The organism is Micromonospora sp. MGP-C2 (assembly GCF_057766525.1).
The window spans coordinates 6,141,431-6,163,639 of record NZ_JBYMEN010000002.1; the positions used below are offsets into that span (position 1 = coordinate 6,141,431).

General features: G+C 71.8%; 16 protein-coding genes. 13 read left to right on the plus strand and 3 right to left on the minus strand.

The genetic code is table 11. The features are described from left to right. Nucleotides 1–31: 31 nt before the first annotated feature. The 5 genes from AC3CF1_RS28260 (at nt 32) to AC3CF1_RS28280 (ending at nt 5,282) form a co-directional block, all read left to right on the plus strand. A complete protein-coding gene (locus tag AC3CF1_RS28260) occupies nt 32–1,090 on the plus strand; it encodes an ROK family transcriptional regulator (protein ID WP_354980292.1) in 1,059 nt (352 codons plus the stop codon). 63 nt (nt 1,091–1,153) lie between these two features. After that, nucleotides 1,154–2,440: a family 16 glycosylhydrolase gene (locus AC3CF1_RS28265; RefSeq protein WP_488451636.1), complete on the plus strand. Its 1,287-nt coding sequence runs from the start codon at nt 1,154–1,156 to the stop codon at nt 2,438–2,440. A gap of 173 nt (nt 2,441–2,613) precedes the next feature. After that, on the plus strand, nt 2,614–3,123 hold the full coding sequence (locus tag AC3CF1_RS28270; RefSeq protein ID WP_141908475.1) for a hypothetical protein: 510 nt from the start codon (nt 2,614–2,616) through the stop codon (nt 3,121–3,123). 444 nt (nt 3,124–3,567) lie between these two features. Beyond that, nucleotides 3,568–4,140, plus strand: a complete 573-nt coding sequence (locus tag AC3CF1_RS28275; RefSeq protein ID WP_355160843.1) for an RNA polymerase sigma factor — start codon at nt 3,568–3,570, stop codon at nt 4,138–4,140. Further along, nucleotides 4,137–5,282, plus strand: a complete 1,146-nt coding sequence (locus AC3CF1_RS28280) for a hypothetical protein (RefSeq protein ID WP_488451637.1) — start codon at nt 4,137–4,139, stop codon at nt 5,280–5,282. The genes AC3CF1_RS28275 and AC3CF1_RS28280 overlap by 4 nt, the downstream gene beginning before the upstream one ends. 407 nt (nt 5,283–5,689) lie before the next feature. Here the strand turns inward: AC3CF1_RS28280 and AC3CF1_RS28285 are convergent, their stop codons facing one another. Continuing rightward, nucleotides 5,690–6,229, minus strand: coding sequence for an RNA 2'-phosphotransferase (locus tag AC3CF1_RS28285; RefSeq protein WP_488451638.1), 540 nt, complete (start codon nt 6,227–6,229; stop codon nt 5,690–5,692). A gap of 217 nt (nt 6,230–6,446) precedes the next feature. Then, nucleotides 6,447–7,598, minus strand: a complete 1,152-nt coding sequence (locus tag AC3CF1_RS28290) for a glycoside hydrolase domain-containing protein (RefSeq protein ID WP_488451639.1) — start codon at nt 7,596–7,598, stop codon at nt 6,447–6,449. Between the two features lie 405 nt (nt 7,599–8,003). Between AC3CF1_RS28290 and AC3CF1_RS28295 the strand changes: the two genes are divergently transcribed. After that, nucleotides 8,004–9,341, plus strand: coding sequence for an MFS transporter (locus AC3CF1_RS28295; RefSeq protein ID WP_488451640.1), 1,338 nt, complete (start codon nt 8,004–8,006; stop codon nt 9,339–9,341). Nucleotides 9,342–9,447: 106 nt separating this feature from the next. Continuing rightward, entirely contained in the window at nt 9,448–10,845 is a 1,398-nt protein-coding gene (locus tag AC3CF1_RS28300) for an FAD-dependent oxidoreductase (protein WP_488451641.1), read from the plus strand. 48 nt (nt 10,846–10,893) lie between these two features. On the opposite strand, the gene AC3CF1_RS28305 is transcribed toward AC3CF1_RS28300, so the two are convergent. After that, nucleotides 10,894–11,712, minus strand: coding sequence for an NAD(P)-binding domain-containing protein (locus AC3CF1_RS28305; RefSeq protein WP_354980300.1), 819 nt, complete (start codon nt 11,710–11,712; stop codon nt 10,894–10,896). A 267-nt stretch (nt 11,713–11,979) separates the two neighbouring features. Here AC3CF1_RS28305 and AC3CF1_RS28310 point away from each other — a divergent pair, with 267 nt between their 5' ends. The 6 genes from AC3CF1_RS28310 to AC3CF1_RS28335 all read left to right on the plus strand — a co-directional run bounded on the left by AC3CF1_RS28310 (nt 11,980) and on the right by AC3CF1_RS28335 (nt 22,154). Then, the gene (locus tag AC3CF1_RS28310) at nt 11,980–13,632 is read left to right on the plus strand and encodes a WxL domain-containing protein (RefSeq protein WP_172861979.1); all 1,653 of its coding nucleotides are present in this window, start codon (nt 11,980–11,982) and stop codon (nt 13,630–13,632) included. A gap of 73 nt (nt 13,633–13,705) precedes the next feature. Next, nucleotides 13,706–14,734 carry a WxL protein peptidoglycan domain-containing protein gene (locus tag AC3CF1_RS28315; RefSeq protein WP_354980301.1) on the plus strand — a complete coding sequence of 343 codons (1,029 nt, stop codon included), beginning with the start codon at nt 13,706–13,708 and terminating at the stop codon, nt 14,732–14,734. After that, on the plus strand, nt 14,731–15,924 hold the full coding sequence (locus AC3CF1_RS28320) for a hypothetical protein (RefSeq protein WP_488451642.1): 1,194 nt from the start codon (nt 14,731–14,733) through the stop codon (nt 15,922–15,924). Before AC3CF1_RS28315 ends, AC3CF1_RS28320 begins: the two co-directional genes overlap by 4 nt. Beyond that, entirely contained in the window at nt 15,921–17,279 is a 1,359-nt protein-coding gene (locus AC3CF1_RS28325; protein ID WP_355163678.1) for a type 1 periplasmic-binding domain-containing protein, read from the plus strand. Before AC3CF1_RS28320 ends, AC3CF1_RS28325 begins: the two co-directional genes overlap by 4 nt. Next, nucleotides 17,266–19,347, plus strand: a complete 2,082-nt coding sequence (locus tag AC3CF1_RS28330) for an ABC transporter ATP-binding protein (protein WP_488451643.1) — start codon at nt 17,266–17,268, stop codon at nt 19,345–19,347. Before AC3CF1_RS28325 ends, AC3CF1_RS28330 begins: the two co-directional genes overlap by 14 nt. Continuing rightward, entirely contained in the window at nt 19,344–22,154 is a 2,811-nt protein-coding gene (locus AC3CF1_RS28335; protein ID WP_488451644.1) for an ABC transporter permease subunit, read from the plus strand. The genes AC3CF1_RS28330 and AC3CF1_RS28335 overlap by 4 nt, the downstream gene beginning before the upstream one ends. The last annotated feature ends 55 nt before the right edge of the window (nt 22,155–22,209 follow it).

Genomic DNA, 22,209 nt, shown 5'->3' on the forward strand with positions numbered 1-22,209 from the left:
GAGCGCCTTACGGCACCTGAACACGCGTCGTGTGCTGCGGCTTCTCTACGAGGGGCCGTCGCTCACCATCAGCGGTGTCGCCCGCGAGACCGGGCTGTCCCGCCCCACCGTGCAGGGCATCCTGACCTCGCTGGTGGAGTCTCGACTCCTGGTCCTGGACGGCTTCGACAACGCCCCGACCGGAGGGCGACCCGCCCAGCGGTACCGCTTCGCCGCGGACGCGGGCATCGTGGCCGGCCTCGACATCGGGGCGCACGCGGTGTCGGTGCGGATCGCCGACCTCGCCGGCGCGCAGGTGGCGGCCGCTCGGGCCGCCATCCACCCGGACCTGGACCCGGCCGGGCGCATCGACGCCGCTGTCAACCTGCTGCGACGGACGATGCCGGCCGACGCGCCGCGGTTGTGGGCGGCCTGTGCCGGCTCCCCGGGCATCATCGCCGACGGTGTCGTGCGGCTGAGCGTGGCCATTCCGGACTGGACCGGCACGGCGTTGGCCAAGGAGCTCACCGCCCGTCTGGACTGCCCGGTGAGCGCCGTCAAGGACGCCAACCTCGCGGTCCTGGCCGAGCACCGGGTCGGTGCCGCGCAGGGGGTCGACCACGTGCTGTACGTGCATGCCGGGCACCGCCTCGGCGTCGGCGTGCTGGTGGACGGCAGGCCGTTCGGCGGCGGCCGGGGGGCTGCCGGCGAGATCGGCCGGCACCCGGGCCTGGGCTGGGAGGTGGCACCCCGCAAGCTGCTCTCCGACGCGGGGGTCGCTCCCGGCATGAACTCCCGCGAGTGGGTCTTCGCGCAGGCCAGGCGGGGGGACAAGCGCGCTGTCGAGGCCGTCGACGACTACGCGCGGGCACTCGCCGAAGGAGTGGGCGCCATGGTTCTCGCCATGGACCCGCAGTTGGTCGTGGTGGGCGGCGGCATCGCGCGCGCGGGTGAGACGGTGATGAAGCCGGTACGGCGCCACCTCGCCGAGATTCTGTACGAGTTGCCAGTTCTGGCGATCTCCGCGCTGGGAGACGACGCGGTGGCCATCGGCGCGGTCGAGACCGCCCGGGACGCGGTCCGCGCAGAGCTCTTCACCGATGGCTCTTGACAGCGGTAGGGCTCACCGGCATATTCCGAAAGAACTTTTCTTTCGTTTCCCCGGGAGTGTCTCATGGCGCATCGCTTTCGAAGAGTTCTAGCCGCCGCCGGTTCGATGATCCTCGGTGTCACCCTCGCCGGTGTCGTCACCGCGCCGCCGGCCCAGGCCGGCGACACCCCTCCCAGCCCGCTCGCCAAGCCGGGCTACACCATCGACTTCGCCGAAGAGTTCGACGTCAACACCCTCAACACGAATCGCTGGCTGCCCTACTACCTGCCGCACTGGACCTCACCAGCCAACCGGGAGCTGGGTGCCAAGGCGCGCTACACCATCGCCGACGGGGTGCTCACCCAGCGGCTCGACGCCGACACCCCGGCGTGGAATCCGCAGTACGACGGCACGGTCAAGATCTCCTCGTTCCAGACCTACAACAAGGACTACTGGCACAAGTTCAACGCCTCGATGCCGTTGAACCACCACGAGCCCGACTTCAACGGCTACACGTTCCAGTACGGCTACGTGGAGATGCGCGCCAAGAAGTCGAACGTCGGCGGAGGCGGCCACCAGGCGCTCTGGCTGGTCGGCACCGGGGACACCTCCAGCGCCTCGCGCAACCCCGAGGTCGACATGGTCGAGACGTTCTTCAACGAGCCGAACAACTGGCGGATCGCCGCCCACGGCTGGGGCGACCCGAACTTCCTCTCCAACTCGTACGCGTCGATCGCCCCCGTTCCCAGCGGGTCGCCGACCACCGAGTTCCACACGTACGGCATGGAGTGGACGCCCAGCGACATCAAGTTCTACTACGACGGCCAGCTCTACCGGACGATCAACGACGCCCCCAACATGCCAATGGGGCTCATCATGGGCATCTACACCGACGCCGGCTCCGGTCGGCACAACGACGTCTGGCCCAAGACCTGGAGCGTCGACTACCTGCGCGTCTACAAGAAGGACGGCGGCTACCCGGTGTCCTATCAGCGGCTGAAGAACCGGCAGACCGGCCAGTACGTCAAGGACGACGGCACCGGCACCGCCAAGTACGTCGCCGCTTCCGGCACCGACCAGTCCGCTCAGTGGGCCGTCGAGAACGTCGACGGCTACGTCCGGCTCAAGAACCGCGCCACCGGCAACTACCTCCACGTGGAGAACCAGACCGGCACCGTGCAGACCGGGACGGTGCCCGGCACCTACTGGTCGGCGCAGTGGAGCCAGGAGTCCGTCGACGGTCACCTACGCCTGAAGAACCGTTGGAAGGGCACCTACGCTCATACCGAGAACATGACCGGCAGCGTCCAGTACGGCGCTGCGCCCGCCGGCTGGTGGACCAGCCAATGGACGCTCGAACCCGGCTCCTGACGAACCGCGAGAGCCGCTGATCGGCGCGCTCGACCCCGCGACCGGAGCGGTGCACGTGCTGGGCCGGGCCGCCTCCCCGCCGACGCAATGCATCACGACCGCGACGCTCATGGCCTGTTGGAGCGGCCGGGTCTCGATCTGGACCCCAGCCGCCTGAGGAGAGAGGCAACGCTGTGCGAGCAATCCCGCTGTTCGTCGTGGCACTGGTGCTCTGCGGGTGTACTGCACCAGCCCCGCCCGCCGCCGGCCCGGCCTCGCCGGCCGGGTCGGCGCCGGTGCCGTCGTCGCCGGCCGCGTCGCCGCCGGTGCCGGCCTTCCAGCAGAGCCTGCCCGGCAGCGCCCGGCGCGAGTGCGTCGCGGTGCCCGGCGACGCCACGCTGGTGCGCTCGGGCGACTTCATCGCCGGGGACTTTGTGGAGTACCGCCGGCAATGGCATCCTGACCTCGGCCCCGACCTGGGCAAGCTGTTCTGGCTGCCGGCCCGCCCCCAGCTCAACGCCGCGCTCACCGTGACCGCGACCTCCGGCGGCCGCACCGAGACCTACAGCGCCGGCTCGCTGGCGACCAACGACGCCGGGCAGGCGATGTACCCCAGCGGCATCCCGTTGCCGGCCGCCGGAACGTGGAAGCTCGTCGCGCAGGCCGGCGACGGGTGGGGGTGCTTCGAGCTGACACTGCTCTGACCGGCGTTCGGCGCGCGCCCGGGCCCAGCTCAGCGGACAACACCAGCGCCAGTCAGCTCCGGTCCCAAATGAACGGCTACGTCAAAGACGGGGCGCTCAACAGCTACCACGTCTCCTGCGCCTGTCCGACGCCGAGATAGCAACGTTCCTGATGCTGCGATTCATGCCGGCTTGATGGCGCCGTAAGCAGGACGCGTCACGGGTGTTCGTCACCTCCGGCTAGCGCGAGATGCTGTTCCGGCAGCGCCGCTCCACACGGCGCTCGGCCGACATGCTCTTTCAACGACCAGGCGCTGCAGGCCAACGCTTTGACCACGGGTGGCAGGTGCTGACCGAACGAGAGTCGCTATTGGGCGACCGTTTGCCGTCGGACCTCGGCGCCTGAACACTTCCCCGCCTGATCGGCAATGTCAGGGTGAAGCGCGGACTTTGCCGAGGAGGGCCATGGATTCGGATGCGGATTTGATAGGCCGGTCGCTGGATGGCGATGTCGACGCCTTCGTGGCGGTGGTCGAGCGTCATGAGGCCGCCGTCGGTTCGTACCTCGTTCGCCGGGCGGGGCGGGATGCGGCTGAGGACCTCTTGGGCGAGGTTTGGGTTGCGGCGTTCGAGTCGCGGCGATCGTACGACCGGTCGTACAACGATGCGCGGCCGTGGCTGTACGGGGTGGCATTGAATCGCTTGCGGCGCTACTGGCGGTCCCGACCGGCCGAGGACCTGGTCGCGGACGTACCGGACGTGGCTACTGGATGGGATCCGTGGTCGGCGGTGGACCTCGGCATGGACGCCCGGGCGGTGCTCCGGTCGGCCCTGACGCGGCTCAAACCCGAAGAGCGGGAGGTCCTGAGGCTCGTCGCCTGGGAGGACCTGACCGCAGCCGACGCCGCGCGGGCACTCGGCATACCGGCCGGCACCGCGCGGCGGCTACTGAGCCAGGCCAGGACGGCAGTGCGCGACGCCCCGGGGGTGTCCGCGCTTTTGAAGGACCCCAACAGCACGAAGGAGAGACACCGATGACCGACGAGCTCGATCTGGTCGGTGCGTTGGGCAGCGCAGAACCACTACGCCCGGAGGCGTATCAGCGGGCGCGGGCGGTGCTGCGGGCGGCTATGGCCGACCCCGGAACCGTGCGGCTGCTGGGCGCGATATCAGCGGAGGACACGACTATGGAGGCGACTTCAACCATGGAAACGACGACAACCACGCGGGACCACGAATCCAGCCCGGCGATTCAACGCCGCCGCCGGATCGGTATCGCGGGCCGACTGGGCATCGGCGCCGGGGTGGGGGTTGCCGCCGCGGCGGCAGTCGTCGCTGTGGTGCTCAACTCGCCGGCGACCGGGGGCATCGAGGCCGGCAAGGATTCGTCAGCCGCCACCTCGGGCTCGACCACCGTCGACGGGTCCGCAGAACGCGCGCCGCTGATGACCCTGGCCGGGTCCATCAAGACGGTCACCCCGTCGGCGGGCGACGCGTGGCTGGTGAAGGCGACGCAGGTCCACGGCACCAAGACCATGCAGGTCGTCTACACGCTGTACACCGACGGTCACGCGATCTATACGGGCAACAGCGTGAAGGACATCAAGCGTGCGATCGCCCGTCACCAGGACCAGATGACGGACGGTGGCTACGCTCCGCTCCTCAAGGCAGCCGTCGCCGCGGCGGACAGCAGCCCGGCCGACGGCCGGACCCAGATGCTCAAGGCAGCCAAGGATCCGCTGGTGGGCCTCGACCCCGCAGCGCAGAAGGCGGTATGGGACAAGCAGCAGGCGGCCGCCCAGGTGATCATCAAGCAGAAGGGCGGCAACGCCAAGCCGAAGCCGTACAGCCCCCAGGCCGTTCAGCGGCACTTCGACAACGCCCTGTGGACCTACAGCACCCAAGCGCTGTCCGCTGGCGACGGCAACACGCAGGTCCGGGCCGGCGTGCTGCGTCTGCTGTCCACCATCTCCGCGGTCAGCGTCAAGAACTCGACCACCCACGGCAAGGCCACGCTGACGATCACCGCCGGCCCCGAGGCGTTCGGCGGCGAGGGCAGCGAGGTGCTGACCATCGACGCCACGACCGGCATGCTGGTCAAGGACATCTCCACCGTGCCGGGCCTCCCCCAGGCCTCCACGACGTACGAATCCTCGCGCGTGACGAAGGCCGACCTGTAGGCCGGGAACTCCCACCCACCAGCATTCCGGCAGACGGGCGTAACGCGCCCGGCGATCGATAACGGTGCGGGCCGCCCAGAGGCGGCCCGCACCGTCGTTTTGTTGTTCGCACGGCCCGCGCCTGACTGCGATGATCGATCGGGAGCAGCGGGGCTGGTTCTCGGTTCGGGGCCGCCATGGACCCGCCCGGCTGAGTGACCTGATTTGCGGTCCCGAGCGGGGCCTGCCGGCTGGTTGAGGAGTCCTACCGCCGGTGACCCGGTCCCTGGACCGCACCGGAGCAGGAAAAAATCGATGGACGATGCGCTGGAGACCCGCGTTGAACGCCGCGCCGGATGTCCGGTGCCGCATCCCGTTCGAGGCCGCGCGCACCTCGCCGGAAGCAGCGGTGCGGGTCTGGCCAGGGCTCAGTCGAGTAGATAGCTGGCAGGGACCGCGTTGGTGAGCCAGACGCCGTTGGCGCTGCGGTGGAACACGTGCCCGTCGGCGGCCATCGCCGCCGCGTCGATGGTGAGGATCACGGCCCGACCAGCGCGTCGGGCGCCGACCCGGTGGGCGGTCTCGGTGTCGGCGGAGAGATGGACGTGGTGCCGGCCGCCGCGGTGCAGGCCGCTGGCCCGGATCGACTCCAGCGCACCGGCGCTGGTGCCGTGATAGAGCCGGTCCGGTGGGGTGACCGGGGGCAGCCCGAGGTCCACCGGGACTGAGTGGCCCTGGTTGGCCCGGATCCGCAGCACCCCGTCGGTGCCGCGCTCGACAGCGAACCGCTGCTTGTCGTTGCCGGCGACGACCGCGTCCAGCTCGGCTCGCTCGATCCGTAGGGCGGCGAGCAGAGCGTCGACGGGAGTCCAACCGGCCGGATCGAGCACCAGGCCGGCCCGGTCGGGATCGTGCCGGAGTGCCTTCGACATCCGTTTGCTCAACTTCACCAGGCGCTCGCGTTCCACGGTGGCATTGTGGTCGATCCCCGTCGCTCGAATCGAGAGGTTTTTCGGCGACCCCGATCCCGGGTCTTTTCTCCGTGGGCCTGTCGGGTACGAACCGCCGGCTCCAACCTGTCTACTGCGGAGGCGGGCCACCCCGAAGATCGTCGCGTTCCGGACCCTCAAGGAGGTCGACTTCGGTGCCCGGGGAATCGGCAGGAACCTGGCCGACGCGAGGGGGCTAGACCCGGGTGATCCGCACCGCGTCGGCAACCACGAGTCCGGTGCCGCTGGTCCAGCGACTCACGCCGACCTTGTTGCCCGTGCCCGCAGCCAGGGTGAACACGCCGATCGAGACCCACCTACCGCCGTTGACCCGCTGATTGACGGAGACGGACCTGCTGCCTGTGGTGGTCTCCACAAGGTAAGGCGTCTGGTTGTTGTAGCCCGCGTCGGCCGGGTACCAGACTGAGATCTCATAGCTTCCGGTCGCCGGGATGGTCGACCGGAACCAGGCGACGTCGCTGGACGACACCGGACTGCTAAACCGGTAGTCGGTGCCGAACCGTTGGCCGGAGTAGGCCGACGTGCCCCATGCGGTGCTCGCGGTGAACCCGCCCGAGGCGCTGTTGTCGATGGTCGTGGTCCACTGCGGCGGCGGGGTCTGCGTAACTCTCACGTCGAGGTAGTTGCGGTCGATCTTCATCGTGACGCCACCCCACGTCTCGGTGACCTCCCCGGCGTACTGGTGCAAGCGCTGCTGGTTCGCGTAGTAGGCATCGGCGCAGTAACTTCCAGCATCCGTGTCAGCCACCCCGTTCCACCAGGCGATCCAGATCTGGTCGAGTCGCGTGTAGCTCGGGTTGTCGTATGCATCGCAGACGTCCTTGATGCCGGACGAACCGCTGGAGTACATGCCGGCGAGGTAGCCCCTTACGTGCAACTGCTCGGTCCAACCGGACAGGAACGACAGCACGGCGGCCCGGCACGACGCGTTCGACGGGTACTGCTCGATGTCGTTGTAGATGGTGCTCGCAGTGCCGATGCCCAGTGCCTGGGCGGCATTCGTGGCGCTGTTGGCCGCGGAGACGCCTTGCGACCGGGCGGTGGTGGGATCGGCGGACATCTTTGGTGTGCGGGTGCCGCACGGTGCCTGGTAACCCAGTTCGATGGGGATCAGTCGCCATCCGTTGCTGGTCTGGTTGGCCACCCAGCTTGCGGTGAGGTTGGGCTGGGAACAGGAGCGGCTCGCCCCGCTGATGTAGATGCCGACCGCGCCGTAGGGCGAACTGGCCCGCCACGCGTTCATCGTGGTCTGTGACGGAGCGGCGCAGGTGTCGAATCCCCGGCCGGTGAAGGTGCCGGGTTGCGGGCCGGTGGCCAGCGGGGTCACTGCAGTCGATGCTTGTGTGGGTGTCGCGGCCACAGCAATCGACTCGGCGGGCGCCACGATTGCTGCGGCAAGGATGAGACTCGCCAGCCACCCGGCAGTGACTCTCACGTTGCCTCCATCTGAAGAAATTCTTGCCTGGGAACGGGCAGTGCGAAAGATTTCTACCACGAATCGATGAGTAGCAATAGAGGGCCGGCGTTGACCCGCTGTCCGTTCGCACACGCCTGCGGCGTCGTCGGCCTCCTGAGCCCGCCGGTCGCGCAACCGAGGGCGGGCCGACCGCGCCGGACGGAGACCGGGCGGCGAGAAATGCGCCGCACCGACGCCATCACGTCCGGGCCCTGACCCGCTAGTGTGTGGAAACAGCGTTTCCATTCCATGCCATCACAGGGCAGGGGGACCAGCGTGCATCGCAGTCAGGAAGACACCGCCGCCGCGCCGGAGGTCGGCGAGCAGACCACCACGTTCGGCCCACTCCAGCTCGCGCCGGGCACGACCCGGGCCAACATCAGCGGGTACTACTGGCTGGCGCTGACGTCGATCATGACGTTCACGTTCATCCCGGCCGCGCAGACGGCACTACTCACCTCCATCCTGGGCGTGGCCAAGGGGGAGCAGGGTTCGATCGTGGGCACCGCTGGGCTGATCAGCGAAATCGTCCTGATCGCGGCGGTCGGCCTGGCCGGTGCCTGGTCCGACCGCCTCGGACGGCGCCCGATCGTGGTCGGCGGCTACATTCTGCTTGGCCTCGGCGTCGGCATGGCACCGTTCGTCGACTCGGTCCTGCCCTACTACCTGGCCCGGGGTGTCGCCGCCGTCGGCGTGGCGATGGTTACCGTGATGCTCACGGCCGTGGTCGCCGACTACGTCCAGGACACCACCCGCGGCAGGGCCAACGGCATCCTCGGCTTCTGCAACGGTCTCGGCGCGCTCGTCACGTTCTTCGTGCTGATCAAACTGCCCGACATCTTCGAGGGCATGGGGATGGACACGATCGCCGCGCTGCGGGCGACCTACCTCATCGTCGGCGGGCTGGCCCTGCTCACCGCGATCCTGATGCGGCTCACCCTCCGGGGCGGGCTGGCGACAACGCACTCCGAGCACATCCCGATCCCGAGGCTGCTGCGCGAGGGCGTCGCCGAGATCCGGCGCCCCGGCGTCTCCTTCGCCTACCTCAGCGCCTTCGTCGCCCGAGCTGACCTGGCGCTCGTCGGCGCCTACCTCACCCTTTGGGCACAGCAGTACGGCACCCAGCACCTCGGGCTCAGCGAGGCCGAGGCGCTGGCCAAGGCAGGTCTGTTGCTGGGAGTCGCCAACGGCATCGCGCTGATCGGGGCACCGGCCATCGGCATCATCGCCGACCGGCTGTCCCGCACCGACGCGGTGCTGATCTCCCTGGGGACCGCCGCCCTCGGCTACACCGCCACGATCTTCGTCGGGGACCCGTTCAGCCCGCTCGGCTACGCCGTCGCCGCGCTGATCGGGCTCGGCCAGGTCAGCGCCGTCATCTCCAGTCAGGTGCTGATCGCCGAACAGGCTCCCAGCCGTACCCGGGGCTCGGTCATCGGCACGTTCGCGCTCAGCGGCGGCATCGGCATCATGATCGCGTTCGCCGCCGGTGGCACCCTGTACGACAACTGGCGCCCCGCCGGCCCGTTCGTCCTGTTCGGCATCCTGGCCGGGCTGGCCTGCCTGTACGGCCTGGCCGTCCGGTCGAGGATCCCCAACCACCCGGTGGGCTGAAAACCCCAGCCGCACCCCGCAGGACGTTTGACGGTGTCCGAATTTATGGAAACACTGTCACTTCCAGGGAAACGCAACGGGAGTGCCGGAGGTGGGTGTGCCGACCATGATCGTTGTGGGCGCCGGGCCGGGTGGCCTGGCCTGTGCCATCGCCGCCGCCGACGCGGGCGGCACCGTGCTGCTGTTGGAGAAGGCGCCGGACGTCGGGGGCGCCCTGCCGTACTCGGGCGGGCACCTGTCCGCCGGCGGCTTCTCGCTGCAGCACGAGCGGGGCATCAGTGACGACCCCGAGCGGCACTTCGACGACGTTTGGCGGATCAGCCGGGGCGCCGCCCGGGCCGACCTGACCCGGCTGACGCTGCGCGAACAGCCGGCGGTGCTGGAGTGGCTGCTCGCCGCCGGGCTCACCGTCGATCCGGGTACGCCCCGCATCGTTTACGGGCACGAGCCGTACCGCACGCCGCGGACTGTCCACGCCACCACCGTCCCCGGCGGTCCGGCCATTCTGGCCGTGCTGCGCCCGATGCTCGACGCGCATCTGGCCGCCGGCCGCATCGATCTGCGCTGCGAGGTGCGCGTCACCGAGCTGCTGACCGAGGGCGGTGCGGTGGTCGGGGTGGCCACCGCCGACGGCGCGCGGTGGCGGGCACCCGCCGTCGTGCTCGCCACCGGCGGATTCGGGTACGCGCCGGAGCTGTTCGCCGAGCTGGAGGGCGCGCCGCTGACCACCTCGGCGGCGCCCACCTCGACCGGCGACGGCCTGCTCATGGGCCGGTCGGTCGGCGCTGGCCTGCAGGGCCTGGGCCGCTACATCCCCACCTTCGGCGGGCTGCCCCCGGTCGACGGCGACCTTCGGGTCGACTGGGCGCACCGGCCGCACCTGGTGGCGCCGGAGCGGCCGCCCTGGGAGATCTACGTCGACCGCGCCGGAAGTCGCTGGATCGCCGAGGATGAGCCCAGCATCGACCACAAGGAGCGGGTGCTGACCACTGTCGACCGGATGACCTTCTGGACGGTCTTCGACGCCCATGCCCTCCGCGAGTCGTACCCGATGGTGCACGGTTGGAGCGCGGCCGACCTGGACGCCCAGTGCGGCCGGCGCCGCGGCGTGCACCGGGCGTCCGGGCTGGCGGAGCTCGCCGGGCTGGCCGGCATCGACCCGGCGGGGCTGTTGGCCACGGTGGCCCGCTACAACGGTTTCGTCGCCGACCGCCGGGATGCCGACTTCGGCCGAACGTACCTGCCGGCGCCGATCGTCGAGCCGCCGTTCTACGCGCTGGAGAACCATCCGGTCACCCTGATCACGTTCGCCGGCCTGGACGTGGACGAGCTGCTGCGGGTCCGCCGTGCGGACGGCACGACGATCCCCGGTCTGTACGCCGTCGGTGAGGTGATCGGCTCCGCCGCTGTCAATGGCAACGCGTTCTGCTCCGGAATGTGCCTGACGCCGGCCATGGCCTTCGGTCGGCTGGTCGGGCGTCGGCTCGCGGGGACCGCCGGCTGAGCCGGTATCGGCCGGTCCGTCCACGGCGGACAGAAGTTCCGGGCCGAGTCAGTGTGCGAAGGCGAAGCCCTCCGCGCGCAGCTTGCCGGAGCTGATCGGCACGAACGGGGTCCTGATCTCACCCCGGTAGGTCAGCGCGGGCCAGCCCCCGGCGGCGCAGAGCTCGTCGAGGACGGCCTGGTTGGTCTGCGGCACGACCGCGTCCGGTACCGCGTTGAAGACGCCCGTGAGGTCGCGGGTCACCACGAAGTCGAGCGCGGCGGCGGCGTCGCGGTAGTCGATGCGGTAGTGCAGGGCCTCGGCCGAGAACGGCACGCTGCCGCCGAGCATCTCGTGGGCCAGCTTCACCCGGGTCGGATAGTCGAGGTCGCGCGGATGCCCGTACACGTCGGGGATCCGCAGCGCGGCGCCGCGCGGGGCGGTCAGCACGGCGGCCTCGGCGGCGGCGAAGTTGCGGGGGGAGGCGTCCGGGTCGTCGGTGACCGGGGTTGCCTCGTCGACCAGCGCTCCATGGCCGGCACCGTAGACCGACACCGAACTGGTGAAGACCACCCGGGGATGCACGGCGGCGGCGGTGCGCGCGGACGCGGTGAGCGTGTCGGCGTACTCGGCGATGCGCTGGTCGGCGTCGAAGGCTCGGGCGATGCGCGGGCTCACGGTGAGCACGACCGCGTCGGCGTCGCGGGTGACCCGCTCGACGGCGGGACGGTCGCTGCCACGGAGGACCGCCACCTCGGTGCAGACGGGGGCCAGCTCGGACACCCGGTCGGGGGAGGTGGTCGTGCCGATCACCTGGTGGCCGGCCGAGACCCAGCGACGGGCCAGCTCCATGCCGACATTGCCGCACCCGATGATCACGTAACGCACCTGGACCTCCTCATGGAAACGCCGTTTCCACACTCTGCCCCATCTTGGGCCCCCTGCCAAGGCCGTGCCGCCGAACCCGCCCGTCGGCGCTGCGCTGGCCCGGGGAATCGATCACATCGGCCGGCGTCAAATCGCCTGTCGGGCTATTGACAGGAGGCCGGGGCGGCTGCCTTTATGAACCTATCCAATTTTGGAAACTGCTGTTTCCACTAGCGAAACGGCAGCCAGGGGTGCACCGTTCCCCACAGGAAGGAGAGCGGGACCGCAATGGGATTGCTCAGAACTACGGCAACAGCGGTGGGCGTAGCGGCGTTGGCCGCCGCCGCGACCGCGGTCTGCGTGTCCCCCGCGCAGGCGTACGGCCCCACCCCGGGCAACCTGGGATGCCGGCTGTACTTCAACGACGCCGGTACCGGCAGCTCGCCGACGAACTGGGCCGACTCGTTCGGGCTCACTCAGACGCCGGCGACGCCGAGCCCGGGTCAGACCGTGACGGTGACCTTCACCGCTGCGGCCGGTCCGAACAACGGCCCGGTCGCGATCAACCCCGGTGACGTGCCGATCGTCGTGGAGGCGGCGCTGGGTGGCTCGCAGAGCGGCCCGGTCACCCTCCAGCAGACCAACTACCCCGCCGGTCCTGTCCCCGGCAACACCCCCACCGGCCCGATCACCGCCACCGGCACCTATGTGGCCGGAGCGACCGGAGCCGCGACGCTCACCGTCAACCGGGTGATCCTCAACAACCCGATCGCCAAGACGTACTGCTCCGCCGCTGGCGACCGGGACCACAAGGCAGCGCCGGTCCCGACCTCCATCGTGGAGAGCTTCACCGTCTTCGGCGGCACGGTCTCGGTCACCTCGGTGACCGGCCAGACCGTGACCGGGGCTGCCCGGGCCGGCAACGTCATCAACTACGCGGTGACCGGGCTCGCGCCGTCCACCGCCCTGACCGCAACACTGCGCGCGGCCGACGGCACCGGAACGGCCGAAGGCTCCGGCACGGGCACGACCGACGCCGCCGGCGTCGGCACCGGCACGCTCACGGTGCCCAGCGGCGCCACCACGGGAGCACGTACCGTGGCGGTCTCGGACGGGACCAACACGGTCTCCGTCCCGATCACGATTCTCGGCTCGCCGGGCATCGCGATCACCCCCAGCGGTGGCGGCTCCGGCACCGTGGTGACGGTCACCGGCACCAACTGGAACCCGGGCAGCACGGTCACGATCGGCGGTTACAAGGCGCTCACCGGCGCCCCGCCGCCGCCCGCGACGAGCGACCCGGCAACGACGGCCACGGCCGGCGCCACCGGTGGGATCAACGCCACCTTCACCGTCACGGACAGTGCCACCGCGTACATCGGCGCGCAGTCCGGCGCCCTGTTCGCGATCTCCGCGTGGACCGGGTCGGCTGACTCGTGCACCGCCAAGACCGGCTCGGCCACGACCGGCAACTGCACCCTGTCGTACAACCTGTCGGAGACCGTGACCGCCGGAAACCTGTCGATGGCTCGCGCCGCCGGCACCGGCAACATCCCGTTCTCCGGCGTCACCGTCGGCGGCAGCGTGCAGACGGCGACGGGCAACCTGTCGACCGTCACGGTGACCGACCACCGGGGCAGCACCTTCGGGTGGAGCCTCGTCGGCACGGTCACCGACTTCACCGGCACCCCAGGCGGAACCATCGCCAAGAGCAACCTGTCCTGGACACCGGCCTGCGTCGACACCGCGGGCGCGACCAACGCGGTCACCGCGGTGGCCGGCACCCCGGGCACGGTCGACGCGGCGACGCTCTGCTCCGCACCGACCAGCGCCACCGGTACGGGCGGCAGCTTCGACGCCTCAGCCGGGCTGACCCTCTCCGTGCCGGCGAACCAGCTCGCCGGTACCTACGCCGCGACCCTCACGCTCACCCTGAGCTGAGGACCGCATCGAGGTGAGGGCGGTCGGTGCGAGCCGGCCGCCCCCACACCGACCAGTCGAAGGGTGGAACCGCGTGCGTCACCCCCTCTGGCCACGCCGCCTCCGCACCGGTGCGGCAGCCCTCGCCGCCGCAGTCGCCGCTGTCACGCTGACCGTCGTCCCGATCAGGCCGGCCGCCGCTGCGGACAACGGCGAGTGGGCCGTCGTGCCCACCCCGCCGGCCAACGCCGGACCCACCCCCCGGCTCTACTTCTTCCTCGAGTCACCCGCCGGCCGGACCCTCACCGACTCCGTGCGGGTGATCAACCGCACCGACACCGAGCGCACCTTCACCGTGTACGGCGCTGACGCCTACAACACCGCCCGCGACGGCGGATTCGCGCTGCGCCAGCTCACCGAGAAGCAGTCGGACATCGGTGTGTGGACGGTGGTCGGCGCCGGCACCGTGGTGCTCCCGCCCAAGGCGCAGGCCGACATCCCGTTCACCATCACCATCCCCACGAACGCCAGCCCCGGCGACCACATCGGCGGCATCGTCGCGATGGAGTCCGTTCCGGGCGGCCGGAGCGAGCAGAACGGCGTCGCCGTCGCGGTGCAGCGGGCCGTCGGCGCCCGCATCTACCTGCGGGTGGCCGGGCCGGAGATGCCCGGGCTCAACCTCGCCGACCTGGACCTGACGCACCCGACGCCCTGGCTGCCCACGCCGGTCGACGGTGCCCTGGAATACACCCTGGCCAACACCGGCAACCTGAGCCTCGCCCCCACCATCACGGTCACCGCCTCCGGCATGTTCGGCCACCGGATCCACCAGCGTGGCGCCACCCCACAGCTCGACCTGGTTCCGGGCGCCGAGTCGCGGATGCGTACCCGGTTCACCGGGCTGTGGCCGGTCGACGTCGTCACCGCCACCGTGACGGCGAAGGCCGACGGCGGCGTGCTCACGGTGCGGACCACCCGTACCGTCGTCGTCTCCTGGACCGGCGTCGCCGCACTCGCCGCGCTGATCGCCGCCGCAGTCGTGGCCTGGCGCAGGCGCCGCCGCGCCCAGGTGGCCCGTCCCCGGGGCGTCCCACGCGTCCGCGCGCACGCGGAGGTCGGATGACGAGGATCGGACGCACCCTGACCGCCGTCGTGTGCGGGCTGGTCATCGGGCTGGCACTGCCCACCGGGCCGGCGTGGGCAGCCGAGGGACTGACCCTCGCCGCCCCGGCGGCGGCACCGGGCGACCGGCTCGGGGTGAACGGCACCGGCTGGCCCGGCGGCACACTGGTCCAGCTCGTCACCTGCGGGCAACTCGCCATCGGTGGTTCGGCCTCCTGCGACACACGTGCCGCCCTGGCCGTTCCGGTGCGCCCGGACGGCACCTTCGCGGTGCAACTCGTGCTCGGCACCCCGCCGGTGCCCTGCCCGTGCGTCGTGCACGCCACGCTCGTCGGCGGCACCGCGCGCGGCCAGGTCGACGCGCCGCTGGAACTCACCGGGCACACCATGGGGGAGACCCCCACCGTGTCGGCCGCCCCGGTCCGCCTCGACCTGGTCGAGGCGAGGATCGCCGGCCGGCCGGGCTGGCAGAGCCTCTTCGGCGCCGCCGCGACCCGGACCCTCGTCTACACAGTGCACAACCCCGGGCCGCACCCGCTGCCCAACCCGCCCCTCAACGTCCGGATCGGCCGGGACGGCGGCGGCGACCGGGTCAGCACGCCCGGCACCGGCAGCATCCGGCCGGGCGAGACACGCACCTACCGGATACCCGTCACCACCCCGTTCGCCGCGTTCGGCCGGTACACCGTGCAGGCCGACCTGGGCGGGTTCGGCCCTGCCGAGACGACGCTCCGGACGTACCCATGGGGCCTGTTCCTGGTGCACCTGCTCGGCGGGACGCTGATCATCGTGGGCATCGCCCGCCGCATCGCCAACCGACGCGACCGCCCGCCGCTGCCCGCGATGGCCGCCGCCCCGACCGGCACGCTGCTGCCGTCCGTCGTGCGGGTCGGCTCACTCGGGGCGTACCTCGTCTTCGACGACGCTCCCGGCGCCGGCCGGCTACGTCGACGGGCCAACGCCCACCTGAGCGCCGCCGCGCTGCGGGACCTGCTCGGCGACACCGGACTGCCGAACGGACCCGGCACCGAGGCCGCCGGCACCGCGGTCATCGACCTCACCGCCCTCGACGCGGTGCTCGCCGCCCGCCCAGGCGCGGCCACGCCGGCCGGAGCACGCACCGGCAACCAGAGCGCCGCCGCCGTGATCGATCTGGCCGCGCTCGACACCTACCTCGGGAGCCCTCGATGAGTCGCGACCCTGGCACCCACACCACCGGCTGGGACCGGGCCCTGACGGTACGGGCGGCCGTCGCCACCGTCGCCGCGCTGCTCGCCTTCGTCGGCTGCGGCGCGGTGCTGCCCGGAGTGGGCGGCGCCGACGGCACCGGCGTCGGACCCGGCGTCACCGCCGACGCGGTCACCGTCGTGTTCGTCGGCACCGACCTGACCAGGACGGCGAACCTGACCGGGTTCAACACCGCCTCGGCCGGCGACCCGGTACGCCAGATGCGGGCGCTGGAAAGCCACGTCAACGCCAACGGCGGCATCGCCGGCCGGCGGATGCGAGCGATCTTCCGCAACTACGAGGCGAGCGACGACTCACCGGCCGCCGAGGAGAAGCTCTGCAACCAGATCACCCAGGACGACCGCGCGTTCGCGGTCGTGCTCACCGGCCAGTTGCAGGCCAACGCCCGCCCCTGCTACGCACAGCGGCACACCCTGGTGCTCGACGCCACCCTGATCACCATCGACCAGGCGACGAACGAGCGCCTCGCGCCATACCTGTTCGCCCCGGCCTACCCCGCGTACGACGACTTCGTGCGCGCGTACCTGCCGGCGCTGGCCGCGCAGGGCTTCTTCGACGGTGCCCGGCAGGCGGGCATCGTCGCGGTCGACGCACCGGCCAACCGCGCGATGTACGAGCAGCACGTGGTGCCGTACCTGAAGCAGCGGGAAATCACCCCGACCGTGGCCTGGATCGACTCCACCGACCTGGGCACCCTCAACACGGGGCTCAACCAGGCCGCCGTCGACCTGCGGGCCAAGCGAGTCGAGCGGGTCTTCTTCCTCGGCGGGACCCGGCTGGCCTCCTTCTTCCTCACCTCCGCGTCCGCCCAGGGCTTCACCGCCCGGTACGGCATCTCCAGCTACGACAATCCCAGCTTCCTGATCGGCAACCCGGACATCATTCCGCGCGAGGCACTGACCGGGGCGGTGGGCATCGGCTTCAACCCCAGCCAGGACGTCGCCGACCGGGAGTACGCCTTCCCCGCCACCGACCCCGAACGAGCCTGCCTGGGCATCTTCGCCGCAGCGGGGGAGTCGTTCGGCACCCGCGAGAACGCCCGCGTGGCCTTCCCGTACTGCGACGCGGTCCTGCTGCTGCAGACCGGCGCGAAGGACCTCGGCGCGGACCTCAACGCGCACCGGTGGCTGGCGGCCGTGGGCAGGCTCGACACGCAGTTCCAGCCGGCCACCGGTTTCTCCGGGCGGCTCGGCCCGGACCGGTTCGCTGCCTCGAACGGCTACCGGGCGTTCGGCTACGACAGCGGCTGCGCCTGCTTCACCTACCGCGGGGAGGACGTGTCCTTTGCGACCCGATGACAACACCCGCCGGAGCGTCCCGCCGGGCACCGCCCGCGACGGTGCGAGAGCATGGCGTTCCCGCAGCGCGGGCTGGGGAGCGGGTACGGCCAGCGGCTTGCTGACCGGGGTGCCGCTGCTCGGCGCCGCGGGACTCGCCCGGGGTCTCGATGTCGACCTGACCAGCGTGCTGACCGCGGTGATCGCCGCCGCGGTGGTCGGCGCGGCCGCGACCGTCGCGGTCGTGCAGCGGGTACCGCACCGCCATCCGGTACGCGCCGCGCTGCTCGCTGGCGCCGGGCTGGGCGCCGCGCTGCTGCTGGTGGTCAACGTCGCCGCCCCGGTGCCGGGGCTGCTCGCGCTCACCGCGCTCGGGCTGCCCTGGGCGGTCCTGGTGGTGTCTGGCCGCGCGATCGCCGCCGCGACGGCCGCCCTGCGGTACTGGCACGTGGGGCTGCTGAACGGGCTCGGCCTGGCCGCGCTGCTCGCCAGCGGCACCGGCGGCGGATCCGGGTACCACTGGGCGGCGGCGGGCGTCCTCGCGGCGCTCGGCGTGCTGGCCGGGGCGACCGCCGCGGAACTGCCGGGCGATGCCGGCTGGCCACCGGCGCTACGCACCCTGTTCGACAACGCCACCCGCCCACCCACCGCGCGTACCGCCGTCCTGGCCCAGGCCGGCCTCGGCATGATCGTGCCCGGCGCGCTGATCTTCGCCGTCGACGTGCTGCGCACCGGGTTCGGCCTCGGTCCGCGCGGCGCCGTCGGAGTCATCGGCGACGCGCTGCTCGCCGGGGCCGCGCTTGCGGTGCTCCTGCGCGGGGAGCGGGCGCTGCGCCTCGCCGTCGCCGCAGCCCCGGCCGGGTTGCTCGTCGCCGCCGGTGCCCTGTCCGTAGGGGCCACGGTCGGCGTCGTGCTGTTCGCATCCGGCCTGGCCGTCGCCGTCGGTGCGCTGGTCGCGCTCGCCGTCTCGGGCGAACGCATCGCCGCCGAGGTGCTCCACCCCGACGCCCGCCCCGCGTTCGTGGCGGCGACATCGGTGCTGTCCCTGGCCGGTGGCCTGGGCGGCGCCGGCCTGCTCGCCCTGCTCAACACCCGGTACGGCGCCGGTCCGGCGTTGGCGGTGGCCGCGGCGGCGGTGCTGGTCGGCGCCGGCTACGCCCGACGGCTCCGCCGCACCGCCGCCGCCGACGCCGAGCGGTTGGCCCGGGTACTCGCCGACGAGGCGGAGGTCGCCCGGCTACGGCACAGCGGCGCACGTCCGGCCGCTCTCTCCTGCTCCGGCATCGACGCGGCGTACGGTCCGGTCCAGGTGCTCTACGACGCGGCAGTACGCGTCGGCGACGGCGAGATGGTGGCGATCTGCGGCCCGAACGGGGTCGGCAAGACCACGTTCCTGCGGGTGCTCTCCGGCCTGCATCGCCCCGCAGCCGGGGTGGTTCGGCTCGGCGGGGTCGACGTGACCGCGCTGACCGCGCCCCGCCGGATCGAGCTCGGTCTGTCCACGGTGGTCGGTCAGGCGGTGTTCGGCTCGCTCACCGTCACCGAGAACCTGCGCATGCACGGCTACGCGCTGGGCCGGCGCAGCGACGCGGTGCACCGGGGGGTCGACGCGTCGTTCGCCGTCTTTCCCCGCCTCTACGAGCGGCGCGACCAGGTCGCCGCCACCCTGTCGGGCGGTGAGCGGCAACTGCTCGTGCTCGCCAAGACGCTGATCCAGCGCCCCCGGATGCTGCTGGTCGACGAGTTGTCGCTCGGTCTGGCCCCAGTCGTCGTCGGCGGCCTGCTGGAGATGCTGCGCCGACTCAACGCGCTGGGCACCTCGGTGCTGGTGGTGGAGCAGTCCGTCAATGTGGCGCTGTCGCTGGCCGACCGGATCTACTTCATGGAGAAGGGTGCGATGGTCGCCGAGCACACCGCGGGCGAGCTGGCCGGTCAGCCGGACCTGGTTCGGGCCCTGATGCTCGGCGGCCACGCGCCGGCCGAGGCCGCCGAGCCCGCGCCCCAGGCGCAGGCCACCGAGCCCGCGCCCCAGGCGCAGGACGCGCCCACGTCGGAGGCCACCCCGGTGGACGGGGCGGTGATCCGATGATCGGCGGTTTCGACGTCGGCCCGGACCGCATCGTGCTGGGCCTGTTCACCGGCCTCACGTACGGGCTGCTGGCGGTCGGGCTGGTGCTGGTCTACCGGTCCAGCCGGTTCGTCAACTTCGCACACGGCGCGGTCGGGGTGTTCGGCGCCGCCGTGCTCGGCCGGCTGGTCGGTGACGGGGTGCTGCCGTACTGGCTCGCCCTGCCGGTCGGGATGCTCGCCGCCGCCGCGGTTTCCGGCGCGATCGAGCTGAGCGTGGTCCGCCGGCTGCGGCACCGGCCCCGGGTGATCGGCATGATCGCCACCCTCGGGCTGTCCCAGTTCGTGCTCGTGCTCGCCCTGCTGGTGAACAGCTCGGGTGCCAGCGGCCCGGCGTTCCCGGCGCCGCCCGGCATGCCGTCGTTCACCATCGGCAACACCCCGGTCGGCCCGGCGTTCACCGCGATGCTGCTGCTCACTCCGGTGCTGCTGGTCGGGCTCGCCATGTTTCTCAAGCGCAGCCGGTTCGGGCTGGCGATCCGGGCCGCCGCCGACGCCCCCGACGCGGCCACCCTCAACGGCGTCACCGCAGCCCGGATGGCGACCCTCGCCTGGTCGATCGCCGGTGCCGTGGCCGCCTTCTCGGCGATCCTCATGGCGCCGACCCAGGGCACCCAGTCGATTGAGTCGCTCGGCCCGGCTCTGCTGGTGCGGGGCCTCGCCGGCGCGGTGATCGCCCGGTTCTCCTCCGTCCCGATCGCGTTCGGCGCCTCGCTGGGCATCGGGGTGGGCGAGCAGATCCTGCTGTCCGGTCAGTCCAGCGGCGGCCTCGTCGAGCTGGCCCTGGTCGCGGTCATCCTGGTCGCGCTGCTGGCCCAGCCGGTCCGCGCGCGCCGCGACGGCGAGGACAGCGGCTGGGGCCGGATCGGTGCGCCGCCGCTGCCCGCCGCCTACCAACGGGTCTGGCTGCTGCGCAACCTGGGCCGGGTCGTCGCCGGGGTGGGCTTCGCCGTCGCCGCCGTGCTGGCCTTCGTGATCAGCAATGAGACCGCCTCGGTGCTCATCGCGATCATCGGCTTCACCCTGGTGGGCCTGTCGATCGGGCTGGTCACCGGTGTGGCCGGCGAGCTGTCCCTGGGCCAGTTCGCGTTCGCCGGCATCGGCGCCGCGGTGTCGGTGCAGGTCTCCGTGCGGACCGGCAACCTGTTCCTGGGGATCCTCGCCGGCTGCGCGGCGGCGGCGCTGGCCGCAGTCGCGGTCGGCGTGCCGGCGCTGCGCCTGCGCGGGCTCGCCCTCGCCGTCACCACGCTCGCCTTCGCGCTGGCCACCAGCACGTTTCTGCTGCGGCAGGGTTGGCTGCTCGGCGATGGCGCGCAGGTGCCCAAGCCGCGCATCCTCGGCCACACCTTCGACCTGGCCACCGACTACTACCTGTTCGCGCTGGTGGTGCTGCTGCTGGGCCTGTGGGTCACCGCCAACCTGCGCGCCGGCGCCTTCGGGCGGATCCTGGTGGCGCTGCGTGACAACGCCGACGCCGCCCGCGCGTTCACCGTCGCGGTGCCGGTGCGGGTCCTGCAGGCGTACGCGGTCGCGGGCGCGCTCGCCGGTCTCGGCGGGGCGGTGATCGGCCACGGGCAGAGCCAGCTCACCGTGAACACGTTCCCGGCCTCGGCCAGCATCGACGTCGTCGCCACAGTGGTGGTCGGCGGGATCACGCTGCTGGGCGGCCCGCTGCTCGGGGCGTTCCTGATCGTCGGCGTACCCGGATTCCTGGAACTGGACATCATCGGCCAGGCCGCGCTGACCCTGGTCTGGCTGGTCGTGGTGATCGCGCTGCCGGCCGGACTCGGCGGGCCGGTGCTGTGGCTGCGTGACCGGATCGCCGCGCTGATCGCCCGCGACCGCGACGCGCCGACGCCGTCCACCACCGAGGAGATGGGCGGGCCGGCGCAGGCCGCCGGCTCCGGTGGCCCGATCACGCTGCCGCCGCGCACCGTCCCGCTGCGACCGGCGGCGATCGGCGAGCCGCTGCTCTCGGTGCGGGAGGTGGCCCGCTCCTTCGGCGGCGTGCGGGCCGTCGCCGGGGCCAGCCTGGACGTCGCCGCCGGCGAGGTGGTCGGCATCATCGGCCCGAACGGCGCCGGCAAGACCACCCTCTTCGAAATCATCGCCGGCTTCACCCGCCCCGACCGGGGCGCGGTCCTGTTCGCCGGCCGCCCGGTCACCGGGCTGTCGCCGCAGCGGCGGGCCGGTCTCGGGCTGGTGCGCTCGTTCCAGGACGCCCGGCTCTTCGCCACCATGACGGTGCTGGAGACCGTCATGGTGGCCGGTGAACGCACCGCACCGACCAGCCTCGTCGCCGCGGCTCTTGGTGCCACCGGGCCGGACCAGGCCAAGCGCCACCGGGCCGAGGAACTCGTCACGCTGATGGGCCTGGCCCCGCTCGCCGATCGGTTGGTCGGGGAACTGTCCACCGGCACCCGCCGGATCGTCGAGATCACCTGCCTGCTGGCGCTGGAGCCGGCGCTGCTGCTGCTCGACGAGCCCTCATCGGGAGTGTCCCAGACCGACGGCGTTGCGCTGGGCGAGGTGCTGCGCCGGATCCACGACGAACTCGGGGTCACCATGGTCATCATCGAGCACGACCTGCCACTGCTCGCCCGGCTCGCCGACCGCCTGGTCGCGATGGACGGCGGCCGGGTCATCGCCGACGGCACCCCGCAGGAGGTCCGCGCCCACCCCGACGTGGTCCGCTCCTACCTCGGCACCGACCACGCTGCCGTCAACCGCTCCGGCGTGCCCGCTCAGCGTACGACGGTGCCGTCGTGAGCCCGCTCCGCGTCGCCCCGCCACTTGCCCGTGCCGGCCTGCGCCGAACCTGTCA